Annotated in this window: 10 protein-coding genes and 6 pseudogenes; 7 read left to right on the plus strand and 9 right to left on the minus strand. The window is 58.3% G+C overall.

The genetic code is table 11. The features are described from left to right. Window positions 1-110 precede the first annotated feature (110 nt). The 4 genes and pseudogenes from ASB66_RS23725 to ASB66_RS23735 all read left to right on the plus strand — a co-directional run. A pseudogene (locus tag ASB66_RS23725) lies at window positions 111-413 on the plus strand (zincin-like metallopeptidase domain-containing protein); the annotation flags it as partial. After that, a pseudogene (locus ASB66_RS23730) lies at window positions 413-1,352 on the plus strand (hypothetical protein). The pseudogenes ASB66_RS23725 and ASB66_RS23730, both read left to right, overlap by 1 nt. A gap of 318 nt (window positions 1,353-1,670) precedes the next feature. Continuing rightward, window positions 1,671-1,796, plus strand: a complete 126-nt coding sequence (locus tag ASB66_RS27060) for a hypothetical protein (RefSeq protein WP_267967336.1) — start codon at window positions 1,671-1,673, stop codon at window positions 1,794-1,796. A gap of 221 nt (window positions 1,797-2,017) precedes the next feature. Then, complete coding sequence (locus ASB66_RS23735; RefSeq protein ID WP_060716549.1) at window positions 2,018-2,335, plus strand: DUF736 domain-containing protein; 318 nt, start codon at window positions 2,018-2,020, stop codon at window positions 2,333-2,335. A gap of 85 nt (window positions 2,336-2,420) precedes the next feature. Here ASB66_RS23735 and ASB66_RS23740 read toward each other — a convergent pair whose 3' ends face one another. The 3 genes and pseudogenes from ASB66_RS23740 to ASB66_RS23755 all read right to left on the minus strand — a co-directional run bounded on the left by ASB66_RS23740 (window position 2,421) and on the right by ASB66_RS23755 (window position 5,059). Further along, window positions 2,421-3,032, minus strand: a complete 612-nt coding sequence (locus tag ASB66_RS23740; RefSeq protein WP_060716550.1) for an ATPase — start codon at window positions 3,030-3,032, stop codon at window positions 2,421-2,423. A gap of 394 nt (window positions 3,033-3,426) precedes the next feature. After that, a pseudogene (locus ASB66_RS26950) lies at window positions 3,427-4,232 on the minus strand (hypothetical protein); the annotation flags it as partial. A gap of 71 nt (window positions 4,233-4,303) precedes the next feature. Next, entirely contained in the window at window positions 4,304-5,059 is a 756-nt protein-coding gene (locus tag ASB66_RS23755; protein WP_234614006.1) for a DUF4160 domain-containing protein, read from the minus strand. A 531-nt stretch (window positions 5,060-5,590) separates the two neighbouring features. Between ASB66_RS23755 and ASB66_RS23760 the strand changes: the two are divergent. Continuing rightward, a pseudogene (locus tag ASB66_RS23760) lies at window positions 5,591-5,749 on the plus strand (DUF736 domain-containing protein); the annotation flags it as partial. A 301-nt stretch (window positions 5,750-6,050) separates the two neighbouring features. Here the strand turns inward: ASB66_RS23760 and ASB66_RS23770 are convergent. The 6 genes from ASB66_RS23770 to traC form a co-directional block, all read right to left on the minus strand. Beyond that, entirely contained in the window at window positions 6,051-6,329 is a 279-nt protein-coding gene (locus tag ASB66_RS23770; RefSeq protein WP_060716553.1) for an HU family DNA-binding protein, read from the minus strand. A gap of 140 nt (window positions 6,330-6,469) precedes the next feature. Beyond that, window positions 6,470-6,727, minus strand: coding sequence for a WGR domain-containing protein (locus ASB66_RS23775; RefSeq protein ID WP_060716554.1), 258 nt, complete (start codon window positions 6,725-6,727; stop codon window positions 6,470-6,472). A 262-nt stretch (window positions 6,728-6,989) separates the two neighbouring features. Further along, window positions 6,990-8,864, minus strand: coding sequence for a phospholipase D-like domain-containing protein (locus ASB66_RS23780; protein WP_060716555.1), 1,875 nt, complete (start codon window positions 8,862-8,864; stop codon window positions 6,990-6,992). A 136-nt stretch (window positions 8,865-9,000) separates the two neighbouring features. Further along, a complete protein-coding gene (gene traG / locus ASB66_RS23785; protein WP_060716556.1) occupies window positions 9,001-10,959 on the minus strand; it encodes a Ti-type conjugative transfer system protein TraG in 1,959 nt (652 codons plus the stop codon). Further along, window positions 10,946-11,191 carry a type IV conjugative transfer system coupling protein TraD gene (traD, locus tag ASB66_RS23790; RefSeq protein ID WP_114386963.1) on the minus strand — a complete coding sequence of 82 codons (246 nt, stop codon included), beginning with the start codon at window positions 11,189-11,191 and terminating at the stop codon, window positions 10,946-10,948. Before traD ends, traG begins: the two co-directional genes overlap by 14 nt. Further along, window positions 11,166-11,462 (minus strand): conjugal transfer protein TraC, encoded by a 297-nt coding sequence (gene traC, locus ASB66_RS23795; RefSeq protein WP_060716558.1) that lies wholly within the window; start codon window positions 11,460-11,462, stop codon window positions 11,166-11,168. Before traC ends, traD begins: the two co-directional genes overlap by 26 nt. Window positions 11,463-11,746: 284 nt before the next feature. Between traC and ASB66_RS23800 the strand changes: the two are divergent. Together ASB66_RS23800 and ASB66_RS23805 are read left to right on the plus strand one after the other, a co-directional pair. Next, a pseudogene (locus ASB66_RS23800) lies at window positions 11,747-12,163 on the plus strand (MobA/MobL family protein); the annotation flags it as partial. After that, window positions 12,144-12,824: pseudogene (locus ASB66_RS23805) on the plus strand (conjugal transfer protein TraB); the annotation flags it as partial. The pseudogenes ASB66_RS23800 and ASB66_RS23805, both read left to right, overlap by 20 nt. Between the last annotated feature and the right edge of the window lie 9 nt (window positions 12,825-12,833).

Genomic DNA, 12,833 nt, shown 5'->3' on the forward strand with positions numbered 1-12,833 from the left:
TTATGCCGAACCGCCGCATGGCTGAATGGGAAAGTCTCCGCGCTGAAAATTGGCCATGCGGCATAATCGGACTTACGGCATAATGGACATTATGCCGATATCGGCATAATGTCCATTGGGCGGGCGGTCCTGCCCGGCTGAACAGGGACCTGAGCCGCTATCACAAGGATCGCCGCGAGAGGGCCTTCGAAGAGATGCTGGTGGAGCTTGGGGCAGCGATGATCTGCGCCGATCTGGGTATCGTGCCGGAGCTGGAGCCGCGCCCGGATCATGCCGCCTATATCCAGAGTTGGGCCGAGATCCTCGGCTCTGACAAGCGGGCGATCTTCAATGCGGCGGCGCATGCGCAGCGCGCTGTCGCCTATCTGCACGACCTTCAGCCGCAGGCAGCCTCCGGACAGGAGGCGGCCTGATGCTCCAGGTGTCGAACTTTACCGGGGAGGGCGCGTCCTCGCCGATCCGGCTGCGGGCGCTTTCGCTCGGCGCCGGCGTCCAGTCCACCACCATGGCGCTGATGGCAGCGCATGGTAAGATCGGGCCGATGCCCGATTGCGCGATCTTTGCCGATACCGGTTGGGAGCCAAAAGCCGTCTACGATCATCTTGAATGGTTGATGTCGCCGAATGTCGTTCCGTTCCCGATCCATGTGGTGTCGGCCGGCAATATTCGCGACAATCTCATGGACGCCGTCGCCGGCAAACGGTGGGCTTCGATTCCGGCTTTTGCAAAAACCGTGACGCCAGCCGGGAGCGCACGACCGGTTCTCGATGAGGACGACGACGGCGAACTCGTCCAGATCGGTTCCCGCGCGACATCGCGCGAGACCGTATCGATCGGCATGATGCGCAGGGCCTGCACTGCGGATTACAAGATCGTGCCGATCCGGAGGAAGGTCCCGGAATTGTTCGGGCCTCAGGCGCAAGCGATCACCTGATCATGCGGTCGCGGAGCAGTGGATTGGCATTTCGACAGACGAGGTCAGCCGGATCAAACCCTCATTCGAGGACTGGCAGATCAATCGTTGGCCGTTGATCGAACAGCGCATGAGCAGGCGCGATTGCCTGGCCTGGTTGCGCCGTCATGATTATCCGACGCCCCCAAAATCGGCCTGCATCGGATGCCCGTTTCACGATAAAGGACGCTGGCGCCACATGCGTGATCATGATCCGGAAGCCTGGGCAGAAGCGGTGATAGTCGATCGAGCACTGCGGACCGGCATTCGACGCATCCGTGGCGAAGTTTATCTTCATCGCTCATGTGTTCCTCTTGACGAAGCCGACCTGTCGACGGCCGCCGATCATGGCCAACTCGATCTCTGGCCCATCGAATGCGAAGGCATGTGTGGCGTCTAGGGCAGCCTTCTGGCGCTGCGGTGACGGATCCGCTCCATTTGGAGCGGAAGAGGCACCGCCATATGGTGGAACTCTGCCGTGAAAGACGCCGGCCCAGTCAGTTCCTGAAGCGGGGGACATGTTCCATGCTGACCAGCCGTTGGGGTGTGGGGCGCTGAGGGCGAGTGCGATTGCAGCATAGCCGAGGCCTTGCCGGTTGGGAGGAGACACCATCCAGTCGAAGATGGCTCTGCTGTCGAACAGTCGGTAGTGCAGACGCACCCATCGGCGATGGCGTCGAAGGGAACTGCAGGTCTGCAGCCGTGACGTGGTGTGAGCATGGTCCCGAAACGATTGTGCCAGCGGCGTGCTGGTGGTGAGTTCAACGATTGGTCTCGCGGCATGTCGTGGTCGATCCGGTTCGGACAGGCCACACCCACGCAGACCTCGATTGATCTGGTGTGACCGAAGGACGCCTTCGTCTCGATCGCCTTGGCCGCAACGGCCATACGCAACTTTCTTCCCCTGCGAACAGGTTCGCATTCCTCGCGGGCCAAGAAAGCCGCTCCCGGCCGTCCTCCACTTCGTTCCGGCCGCCAGCGGTGCGGCGTCGATCGCCGTCGGTCTTAACACCGTCATCGAGGACGCGATGGGCGCGACCCGAGCAAACCGGAAAGGTTACGACAATGGCAGTCATCGGCGAATTCACCACCAACGGCAACAACTCGATCATCGGCAACGTGCGCACGCTCACCGTCAGCATGAAGGCCCGCCTGAACCCCATCGAGCGCGTCTCGCGCGACGCTCCGGACTTCCGCATCACCGCCGGCAACGGCGTCGAGGTCGGCGCCGGCTGGAAGGTGGTCTCCAACGACGGCGAGGAATACATCTCGGTCAAGCTGGACGACCCGAGCTTCAACGCCCCGATCACCGCAGCCCTTTGGCCGGGCGAGAAGGAAGGCGACTACGCCCTCATCTGGAACCGCCCGAAGCGGGAGGCCTGATCCACGCCGAGGAGCTCCGCCGAAAGGCGGGGCTCTTTTCAGTGAAAGGAAGCTGCAACAAAGTCGCGTGGCTGCGGCGCGCTATTCACTCAGTCGCGATAGATTGCACAGCAGACGAGATGACGCTAAGGGCATTCTCGTCAAGAGTAATGATACCATCCTGTTTTTCGCCGATCAGCTTTGGCGTTGCACCGCTGTTGTCCCAAATCCAGGCTCTGTCAGCTCGTTCGAGAAACCAAGGGAGTTGAGCGAGAGATCTTACGTAGCGTGCACGCACCTTATCGGCAGGCACGTCATGCCCACCCTTCGCAACACGAAGTTTGATACGCTCGATCGACCGCTCCGGGCTGTCCAAAACGGTGTAGAAAAGCCATACGGCAAATCCCAAAGCTTCAGCTGCCTCAACCAGACGCCGATACTTATCCGTCGATAATACGGTCTCGACACCGATTGTTTTATGAACGGCTATGGATGACTGGATCCACGCTTCGATGCGCTGAACTGCAACCAAGTTGGCTTCGGGAAGTGGCTCCTTCTCCACTTCACTGATCCGGGCGGCTAGAAGATCCGGATTGACAATCCATACGGACCGCCCTTCCAATTCGAGATCCGCATTTGCGTAGACGCTACTCTTGCCGGATCCGTTCGGTCCAGCGACGATCAGAAAGACGGGCTGTTCAAGCTTTTGCAGGAGCACGATCGACGACGCCAGTCACAGCCTTGTTGTCACGGCGCGCCTTGGCCACATTCTTGCTAAATACATAGGTAAGATCTTGTCCGAATGTTTGGCTTTTCGCGTCGATCGTGCGCACGGTGACGAACTGCCCGCTACTCGAATCGCGAACTCGTTTCTCCGTGACCGCCTTGCCACGCACTCCGGACTTTGGGCCACCAAGCTTTTTGACGACGACTTTTGCCATGTCTGCTCCAATCTTTCGTTTAATATAGCAAGCATTATCGAGGACGAAAAGGCCAATCCTCTTAAGGAGCACTCGCAATTGATCAGGTGTCGCCGAGCAAGTTGCGGACGGGATCGCTGGTCGGTAGCCGGGTGATTGAGAGCCGAGCGAGGAGGCTGCAGAAGCATCTGGCAAAGGCCGACCCTCCCCGATCAGATAGTGACGAATATCGAGTGTTTCCCAGTTGTTGACGTGTGCCGACGAACTGAACTTGTCGATGGTGCCATCGCGCTTAACCGACAACGCGTGAAGCATCAACAGTGCCGACGCAGCAGATCGGATATTGAGCCTGTAAACGAACTGGTTCTCATACATATCCCCTGTGTGCGATGTCAGTCTGACCAACATCGAGGGGTTGGTTTTGAGCCACTGCGCAGCATGAAAAAAATGCTCGATGCCGCTGCGCTCTATGCACTGGCATATGCCCAAACCACGCGCCATCTCGACCAGTCGATCATAAGCCCGGGCAACGGAATTGGTCTGGGCGCTGACCGCAAACCCGGAGTTCGAAACACGATGTGGCTTTTTAGTCCCGAATTCATCCACGGCAGCGTTTCCATCTTCATGCCGAAGCTGGTCAACGGGTAAAGTACGAACCCCGGGCGCTCGATCCCGGCCGACGCGAGACCGCTCAGGATTTTTGCCGGAACACCACCACCACCTTGCTTGGCGCAGGCGAAAACGTGCTCATCCAGGAGAGACGTTCCGACATAGATCTCCCTGGACCATAACAATCGGGCCATCGCCGCGCGAATATTTACGATATGGTGCTCGATTGCGCCACGTTCGCTGTCGCTGAGTTTCTTCTCATCGGTAACCAGATGATCGAGCGAGTTGAACAGGTTGAGCTGATTGTGTTTGCTGGCAAGGAAAGCGTCGGACTGGTTGACCGACTTCGACTGCGGAGTGACGACTGTGGCGATTGTGGGATGACGCAACTGCTCACCATGATTAGCGATTAAACAGAGAACGCCAAGCGAACCGGCAACGGGTCGCTGTTGACCAGATTTCACGAATTGCTGATGAGCTGCGTCCTGCTCTTCTCCCAAGCCTCGTTTAGGTCATTGAGATGCCGCTCGATCCAGGCGACAATCTCTTCCCCATATCGACCGGAACTACCTTCGAGCACTCTAAGGGTCACGAGGTTGAATGCCACGTTGATTCCTCCGCCGCGAACGACAACGTTTGCTGGCATTGCAAGATTGGCGCAGGTCACAACGGCGCTGGCGCGGTCATATCTGTGCCGAGAACCGAGAAGATCGCGCAATTCGGAGAGAGCTTTTTCGTCTGCGGCGTAAATTCCAACCGCCTCAAGCTCGCGACGGCCGTGTTGTTCGAAGTCATAAGGCACGTAGCCGTCTTCGGTCCGGTATAATACTTCTTCAAATTCCTCGGGAACAATGGGCCGAAACGAAAGAAACCATGTCTCTTCCTTCGTTGCTGTCATCGACATCATTCTTTCCAGCTCCGAGGCGTTCAGACCGGCGACGGTCTGAACGCAGGAAAGGCCCATGAGCTTCGCGAATTTCGGACCGTCATTTTTTCGGGACCAGGCGGAGTAGTTGTAAAGCTTGCGATCCCGAGTCGGAATTTTGACCTTAATTCTGATGCGCGTCTTATCAGCCGTCCAGACACGACCCTGGCGGAGCTTCGTTTGCTCTACCTTTTCGACATACGGACGATGAACCGGATCGAGTTGTTCTCCTGTCGTCAGCCCATGACCTTCGTGGCTTTCATCGGTTGTCAGCCAAACGACATCGCGCAACGGCTCTCCAGATCGTCTCTTGACGTGACCTAGGTTGAGCTGAGAAGCCAAAATCCCCTCAGCGAGGGAAACGGAAGTATGATGAAAGAGGATCATTAATATCTCGGAACAGAGAAGACTTGGAGTTGAAACGTCCTATAGACCATCGAGAATAGATTGTTTACCCCTAATAGAGTTATTGTCACTTTGGTCTGGCGCGAAACCATGTGCATGAAAGGGAACGCAAGAAATTCCGATTCGATGCTTTGTCGTGTCTATTGTCCTTCTCCGCAAGGCCGCCACGGGAGTTTCATAAAGAAACCGGCCCGACTTGCGATCAGCTCATCGACGGGACTGGTAGGATCACAGCCGTGACATGGTAAGAGCCCCGAGGCCAAAGACGATACCGTGGCGGATCGGTCTTGAATTCGCCGATGTTTTTTTCGCAACTGTACCCATCCGGTCCCGGACTGGGCGCACTTGCGCGGACCTCGATGGATCTGGTGTGACCGAAGGACGACTTCGTCTCGATCGTCATCCCGCAACGGCTCCGGTGCAGGCTGGAAGGCGGTCTCCAACGACGGCGAGGAATACATCTCGGTCAAGCTGGACGATCCAAGCTTCAACGCCCCGATCACCGCAGCCCTGTGGCCGAGCGAGAAGGAAGGCGACTACGCCCTTATCTGGAACCGACCGAAGCGGGAGGCCTGAGCTTCCACCGAGGAGCTCCGCTAGACAAGGCGGGGCTCTTTCTCTTTGCGACAGATAAACCGGTCGCGGGTATCGAGCCCGTTCCCGACTTTTCTGGTGCCATCAGATCGACCCATGGTGCCGGGAGCCAATGCCGGCATCAAGGAGAGCGGTACCCCCAAAATGCCAGCGCATTTCGGCTCTCCACTCCCGGCTCCGTGAGTCGCGTTCGCGATCCTTGACCCCGCCATCGCCTCCCGACCTGCGGCGTCTTCTTTCAAAAACGTCAAGGAAACGCCACCGAACCAGCAGCACAGGGACGTCAGCCGTTGAGCGCGTCCTTTACCGCCTTGCCTGGCGTGAATGTCAGCTTCTTAGACGCCGCAATCTTGATCGTAGCACCCGTCGCCGGATTGCGTCCGTCTCGTTCCGGGGTTTCCTTGACCTTGAATTTGCCGAAGGACGGGATGGATGTTTCCGTGCCAGCCTGGGCTGCGTCCGCAATCTGTTTGAAGACGCTTTCGACGATGGCCTTCGCCTGAACCTTGGTCAGGTTCTGTTCGGACGCGATCTTGTCGGCGATTTCGTTGGTGGTGGTCATGGAAGAATAGTCTCCTCTATCGATTGGTGTTCTTCTGGTATGACAACGAAGATGTGGCGGGGATAGGGGCGTAAAAGCTGGATTTGCTGCAAGAATGGCGAAAACCACAGGAAAATTCGGGTTTGGATCGCGGGCGCCGGCTATTCGCTGGGCTGAACGCTGATATAGCCCCGTCGCTTCTTTGTGCGCTCGATGCGTGCAAGTGCCGTATCCGCATCTTCTTCGCTATCGAAGGTATCAACCATTGTCTGCCCGCTCGATCCAATCCGGCCCCAGTTACGAATGACGGAGGCGCCGCCGAAGAGCGTTGGCTGAATCGCAAGCATATAGAAGCGCCGCATGTTCTGCGTCGTATCGATGCGGTGAAGATGAACCAGGCCAGTTGCGTCTTTTTCCATGGCTGGATTCTCGCTTCCTTTGGAGGGAGCGTCCAATGACGATTCTGAATCAATCAGGAAGTATCGATTCATCTGTGTGATGAGTTCGATCGGGAATGGGCGAGGCGACTTCGCCGCACTGGCTCTATGCGCGAGCGCACCGAACCCGCTCAGCAGTTCCGTCCCATGCGGGTCACGATCCTCTCGTCACCCAACTCTGGTTGGCTCACCCAAGTCAATCGGCAAAACTGCGCATGCAGCTCTCATTATCGATCGGCAACGCTCAGCTTTGCTTGGCGGCTCGTCGCTTCTCGGCGGCCTTCCGCTTGTCCTCGAGCGCCTGTTGCTGGGCCATGACGGCGGATTCATTCGGATCGCGGGCTTGTGCCTGCTCGCCCCACGAACCTGGAGCGTCCCGGAAGAACATCTCGCGCCGTGCGTTGAGATAGGTTCCGGGGAGAAAATCATCTGCTGTCCAGTCTTTGATCTCTTCGAGAAACGCGCCCTCTGCGTCCTTTCCCTTGCCTGCCTGACTATTGGCCGCGTCCCGAAAATAGAAATGTTCGTGGAGCCTGAGGAACTCCGTCAGATAAATATCGGCGACGCGGGTATTGCCTCTGATCAGGACCATGTTCTCGTCGTTGTTCTGAAGGCTGTTGGCGGAGAAGTTCGCTGATCCGGTGCAGATCAGGGGATCATCAGATAGCGGGTCGATCATCAGGTATTTGGTATGAATGAAAAAGATGTTGCCGCTCTCACGGGTGTGTTCCTCGCGCCAGAACCATTCCCCGAGCGGAAAATTTTTGATGTCGATGGTTCTGGTGGTCTTTTTCCCGTTCGGCAGCGTGATCATGATTTTCTTCTTGCCCAGCACCGCCCCATAGGAGGTGGTCAACATCGGGTCACGACCGTCTTTACGAAAGGCCGCAATCAATTCTGCCGGTGGACGCGATTCCATCACCAGCATGCGCAGGCAATCACGCTTTTGCGCCAGAGCGGAGATCAGAAGTGGGCTGACAGTGAACGCGACGGTGAACATCGCAAGGTCGCGTGCGTCGAGAATCCTGTTACCATACCAGAATAGCATTGCGAGATCGTCGCGCGCGCAAAAGATCGGGGAGATTGAGCCGGGCTCAACAACCTCCTGCGGTTGGGGCGAGATGGTTTTCGTTTCTTTTCTAACCGGTGCGCCTGTCGGGTTTTTCGATAGCAGATCCCAGTATTTCTTGTAACGATCAGCCAGCATTGGATCGCGGAACAGGTGACCAAGATTGGACTGTCCCAAAAAACCCGACATGGTAATGTTCGTCGAGCCCGTCCAGAGGGCCAGTGGCTTGTCGGATTTCGAAGAGTGGACGATGAATTTGTTGTGCGGAATGGTAGGTCGTGTCCGTTCTATCAGGACATCTTTGCCGGATAGTTTCGTGCCGATCGCCTTCTTGTTCGCCTCGGTGGCGTGATAGATAATTCGAACGTTGACGCCTCTCTTCAGCGCATCGTCGAAAGCATCGATGATGGGCTGATAGCTGAACTCGTAGAGGCAGGCGTGAAGCCACTCCCCTTTCTTGGGTGCCTTGATATAGGCAAGGCAGGCTTCGAGTAGCCCACGCGAGAGCCACCGCGTCTTGATATTGTTGAGGTCAAGCACTTCTTCTTCTGTCGGAGGGATATTGCCGAACTCGCGTGCATAATGCTGGCTCGCAATTGCTCCTCGATTGAACCAGATTCCGTGCTTGCCGTCGTCTTCGTCTTCTGTCCGGATTTTCAGCGCGATCATACGATGTTTATCAAGCTGAAGATCGCCTACCGGACCATAGGCGGGAAATATCTCGTACTGATAATCGGTGCTCGGCTCCGCTCCATAATCCGACCAGAAGAATTTCTGGATCGGGTGTTTGTCCGTCCGGAAGATCTTGAATCTTCCGTTGATCTTCTCCTTCGGCTTGGGTTCGACCGTCCTGAACACCTTGCTCGACTGGAGCCACTTCACGCTTGTAACCGTTTCGCCGTCGGGTTTCTTGAGATATTCGGAGCGGCGGATCGAAAATCCTCTCAGGCTATTTCGCGTGTCCCGATCGGCATCGAATGCTAGAAGGATCGAACGCGTGCCGGTGATGGCGCGAACCTTCAGGCCGTTGTTTTCCTCAAAATACCGCATGCCGTTCCCCCGTGTGATCAAGAGTTCCAACGAAGCTTTTGTTGAGCGCTGTCAACTATACAATTTTTCGGTCACGATAGAAGTGGCCATTCGTCTTGGTCGCGAGCCGGTGTGATTATTGTGAAGCTTCTCGTCGTCACTTTTGGTCGGCTTGCCGAGACTCCAGCATCGTTTGCGCCTTGGCTGGACGATGGAACCTGTTCTCACCGACACAAGTCCTCATATCCTCACGACGGAACCAGATGGCGCGTCCGCATCTGAGCGGCGGATTGCCCGATGTGAACACGATCTGCTCGTCAGCGCGCATGCGCAGCACCTCATGTGGCAGGATCAGCGGCCGGCGGCTGAGCTGCCGGGAACGTGAGCGCGACGATCCCTTCATCCCTGACGAGCGGTTTGTCTGGTCCACCTCGACCGTCGTATCGCCGCAGCGTTTCGAGATATAGTCGGCAGTATCAGGATCGTTGATCGCGGCAAACGAAATCCACGACGCGGATTCGAACCACTTGCTCGTCGCGTCCCGCCCGCCATAGGCCTCGCGCATCTGGCCGATGGACTGGAAGATCATCGTCAGCGTGATGCCGTATTTCCGTCCGGCGTCGCGGGCGGTCTCTAAGATCCGCAGATAGCCGAGCCTGGCGACCTCATCAAGTAGGAAGAGCGCGCCACCTTTCACATCGCCATTTCGATTGTAGATGGCATTGAGCAGCGATCCGATAACCACTCGCGCCAGTCCGGGATGGGCTTCCAGTACCTTCAAATCGAGCGCTATGAAGATGTCGGTTCCGCCCTCGGCGAGATCGTCGGTCGAAAAACTGTCGCCTGAGACGAGCGCGGCGTAGTTCGGATAAGATAGCCAGTGGGTTTCTTTCACCGCATTGGCGTAGACCCCGGAAAAGGTCTCAGGCGTCATGTTGACGAAGACCGAAACATTCTCCTTCACGAAGTCCGATTCCGACTGCTCGTAGATCTTGGTCAGACGCGCCCGCAGCTTCGGTTCCGGCTCGGAAAGATTGACTCTCACACGGCGCAGCGTCTGGTCTTGCTCGTCCGTGTGACCGGACAGCCAGACGTCGGCAATCAGAGCCGTCAGAAGCTGCATGGCCGACGCCCGAAAGAAGTCGTCGCGCGCAGAGGCCGAGCGGGGATTGTCGGTCATGATCCACGTTGCGACGGCGACGATGTCCTCTTCTTTCGTGCTGCCATGTCGCCCGATCCAGTCGAGCGCATTGAAGCCCACGCCTGACGTCGAGGGATCGAGAATGATCACCTTCCGGCCAGCCTTGCGGCGATGCTCCGATACCATCGGTGCGACCTCGCTCGACGGGTCGAGGACAACGAGACTGCCACCCCACTTGAGCGCGGTCGGGACCGTGACCGACGTCGTCTTGAAACCGCCGGATCCGGCGAAGACGATGCCATGCGAGGAGCCAAAGGAGCCGTCGAAGCATAGGAGCGGGCTCTTGCCTCCCGCGCCCCAGGTCGACGGATCGTCGGCGCGGAACGACACAGCCGCAACGCTGTCGCGATCGACGCGGTACCGTTCGCCGACGACGATGCCGCCGGGATCGGGGAAAAGTTTTGCCGCCTCCTGCACCTTCATCCAGTCGGCCTCGCCATGCACGGCGCGTTTGCCGCGGATACGGCGCGGCGCCGAACTGGCAAAAGCCGCATTGCCGCGAAGACCGACGCGCAGCGCGAAGACGCCGGCAAGGAATGTGACGGACGCGCCAAGCATCGTCGCCGGGTCCGCGTAGGCGAATACCGACTGTCCGCCCGGAACGTTGCCGGCGATGCTGGCAAGCCGGACCGCCTCGCGGATCGCCGCGATGAAGATCGCCGCCACGCTGCCGCTGACAACGCCCCACCCGGCCGCCCTGATGTTCGCAGCGCCATTGGCCGCGAACAGGAAGATCGTGCCGATCGCAGCCGCTGTGATGTAGGGCAGGGCGAGACCGATCCGCCCGAGCATCAGCTTTGTCTGCGCTGTCCTTCCGAACGCCGCCAGCCATCGCTCGATCCCCGGCATGAGCATCATCGCGGCGATCATGATTGTGGCCGGGATGACGGCGAGGAGAATTCTATTCACCGTCACGACCAAAGGCCTCCGCGCCGATGGCGGTCAAGCGTGACCGCTCTTCTTCGTCGCCCTTGAACCGGCGGCCGCCGTCGACCAACAGCCCGAGCAGCAGCGCCCGCTTTTCGTAACGCAGTCCTGCCTTGACGATCAGCCCGCCGAGCTCGATTTTTTCGCGGGAGTCCTTCTTGCGTGCTTCTGACGTCATCGACTTTGCCATCCGTTCAAGCCTCGCCAGACCCGCCTTCATCCGCGCCAGACGCGAGCGCCGCGGACGGCTCGGTACCGGTCCGGCTCTCTCCGGCTTGTCTCTTTCCGGTCGCCGAGCCCTTGCCGCCACGAAACCGTTTGGCGACTTCCTCGAAGGCTGACTGAAGCTCGGCCTCCTCGATGTCGATTTCCCCAAGCCCAGCTTTTAGCGCAATCCGCCCGATGCGCTCGGCCTCGCGTGTTTCGGCCTGTTTCAGCTGGTCCTGCAATCTGGCGATTTCTTCCCTGATCTTCGATGATGGTTTCTTCATTCCGGTCGCATCTCCCTGGAAATCTTGGGCGTCTGTTCCGTTGCAAGATTTCCCCAAAAGCACGTCCGAAGGAATGTGCAGATCTGCACGTCGGCAAAGCCGACACTTTGGAGGATGATCCCGCCGTTCCGAAGGAGCGGATCCAAGGGCGCCGTTCCGAAGGAGCGGATCCAAGGGCGCAATTATACGTCGCTGATGCGACGTGCTTGCCCACGGCCCTGGCGGGGCCGTCGTAGGGTTGTCGCTTCCGACGAACGAGGTTCGAACCAGGAGTGTTTTACGCCGTGGCCATCGCCCATTTTGCAGCCAGTATCGTCAGCCGCGGCGGTGGCCGCAGCGTGGTGCTGTCTGCGGCCTATCGGCACTGCGCGAAGATGGAATATGAGCGCGAGGCCCGCACCATCGACTACACCCGCAAACAGGGGCTGCTGCATGAGGAATTCATGCTTCCGGCCGACGCGCCGAAATGGGTCCGCGCGTTGATTGCTGACCGCTCTGTTGCCGGAGCTTCGGAAGCCTTCTGGAACAAGGTCGAGGCTTTCGAAAAGCGCTCTGATGCGCAACTTGCCCGGGACCTGACAATCGCTCTTCCGCTGGAGCTCACCCCGCAGCAGAACATCGCGTTAGTTCGCGACTTCGTGGAAAAACACATCCTCGCCAAAGCCATGGTTGCCGATTGGGTCTGTCGCCATCGTCATGGGAGGATTCTGGCTCTGGTCCACTGCCACGTGGACATCACCGAAACTACCCGAGGGATGGAAGGGCGTCGACCTCGAACAAGGTCAGAAACTCGGACGAGACGGCTCGCTTGACGATCACCGTGACCTGATCGCAACGGTGCGCGCGGTTGCGGGAGAGAAAACCCGGTTCATCGTTCTTCCCGAAAGTGCATTGGGCTTCTGGACGCCGACCGTCGCGAGGCTCTGGAGCCAAGGCTTGCAAGGCTCGGAGCTCACTGTGATCGCCGGCGCGGCCGTCATCGATCCGGGCGGCTACGACAATGTAATGGTGGCGATTTCGGCTGACGAGGCACGAATTCTCTATCGCGAACGCATGCCGGTCCCGGTGTCCATGTGGCAGCCATGGCGGGCATGGACCGGGCAGGGCGGTGGAGCCCGCGCCAACCTCTTCGGCAATCCAGTTGTGCAAAACGACGGCCAGAAGGTCGCCGTGCTGATCTGCTACGAACAGCTTGTCCTCTGGCCGGTCCTGCAGTCGATGCTGCATTCCCCCACCGTAATCGTCGCCCCGGGCAACGGATGGTGGACCGCGGGAACGTCGATCGTCGCCATTCAAAACGTGAGCGTGATGGCCTGGGCAAAACTCTTCGGACTGCCCGTCGTCACGTCTTTCAACAGATAAGGAATTGTT

It is taken from the genome of Gillisella vitis, assembly GCF_001541345.2.
Taxonomy (GTDB): Bacteria; Pseudomonadota; Alphaproteobacteria; order Rhizobiales; family Rhizobiaceae; genus Allorhizobium; species Allorhizobium vitis.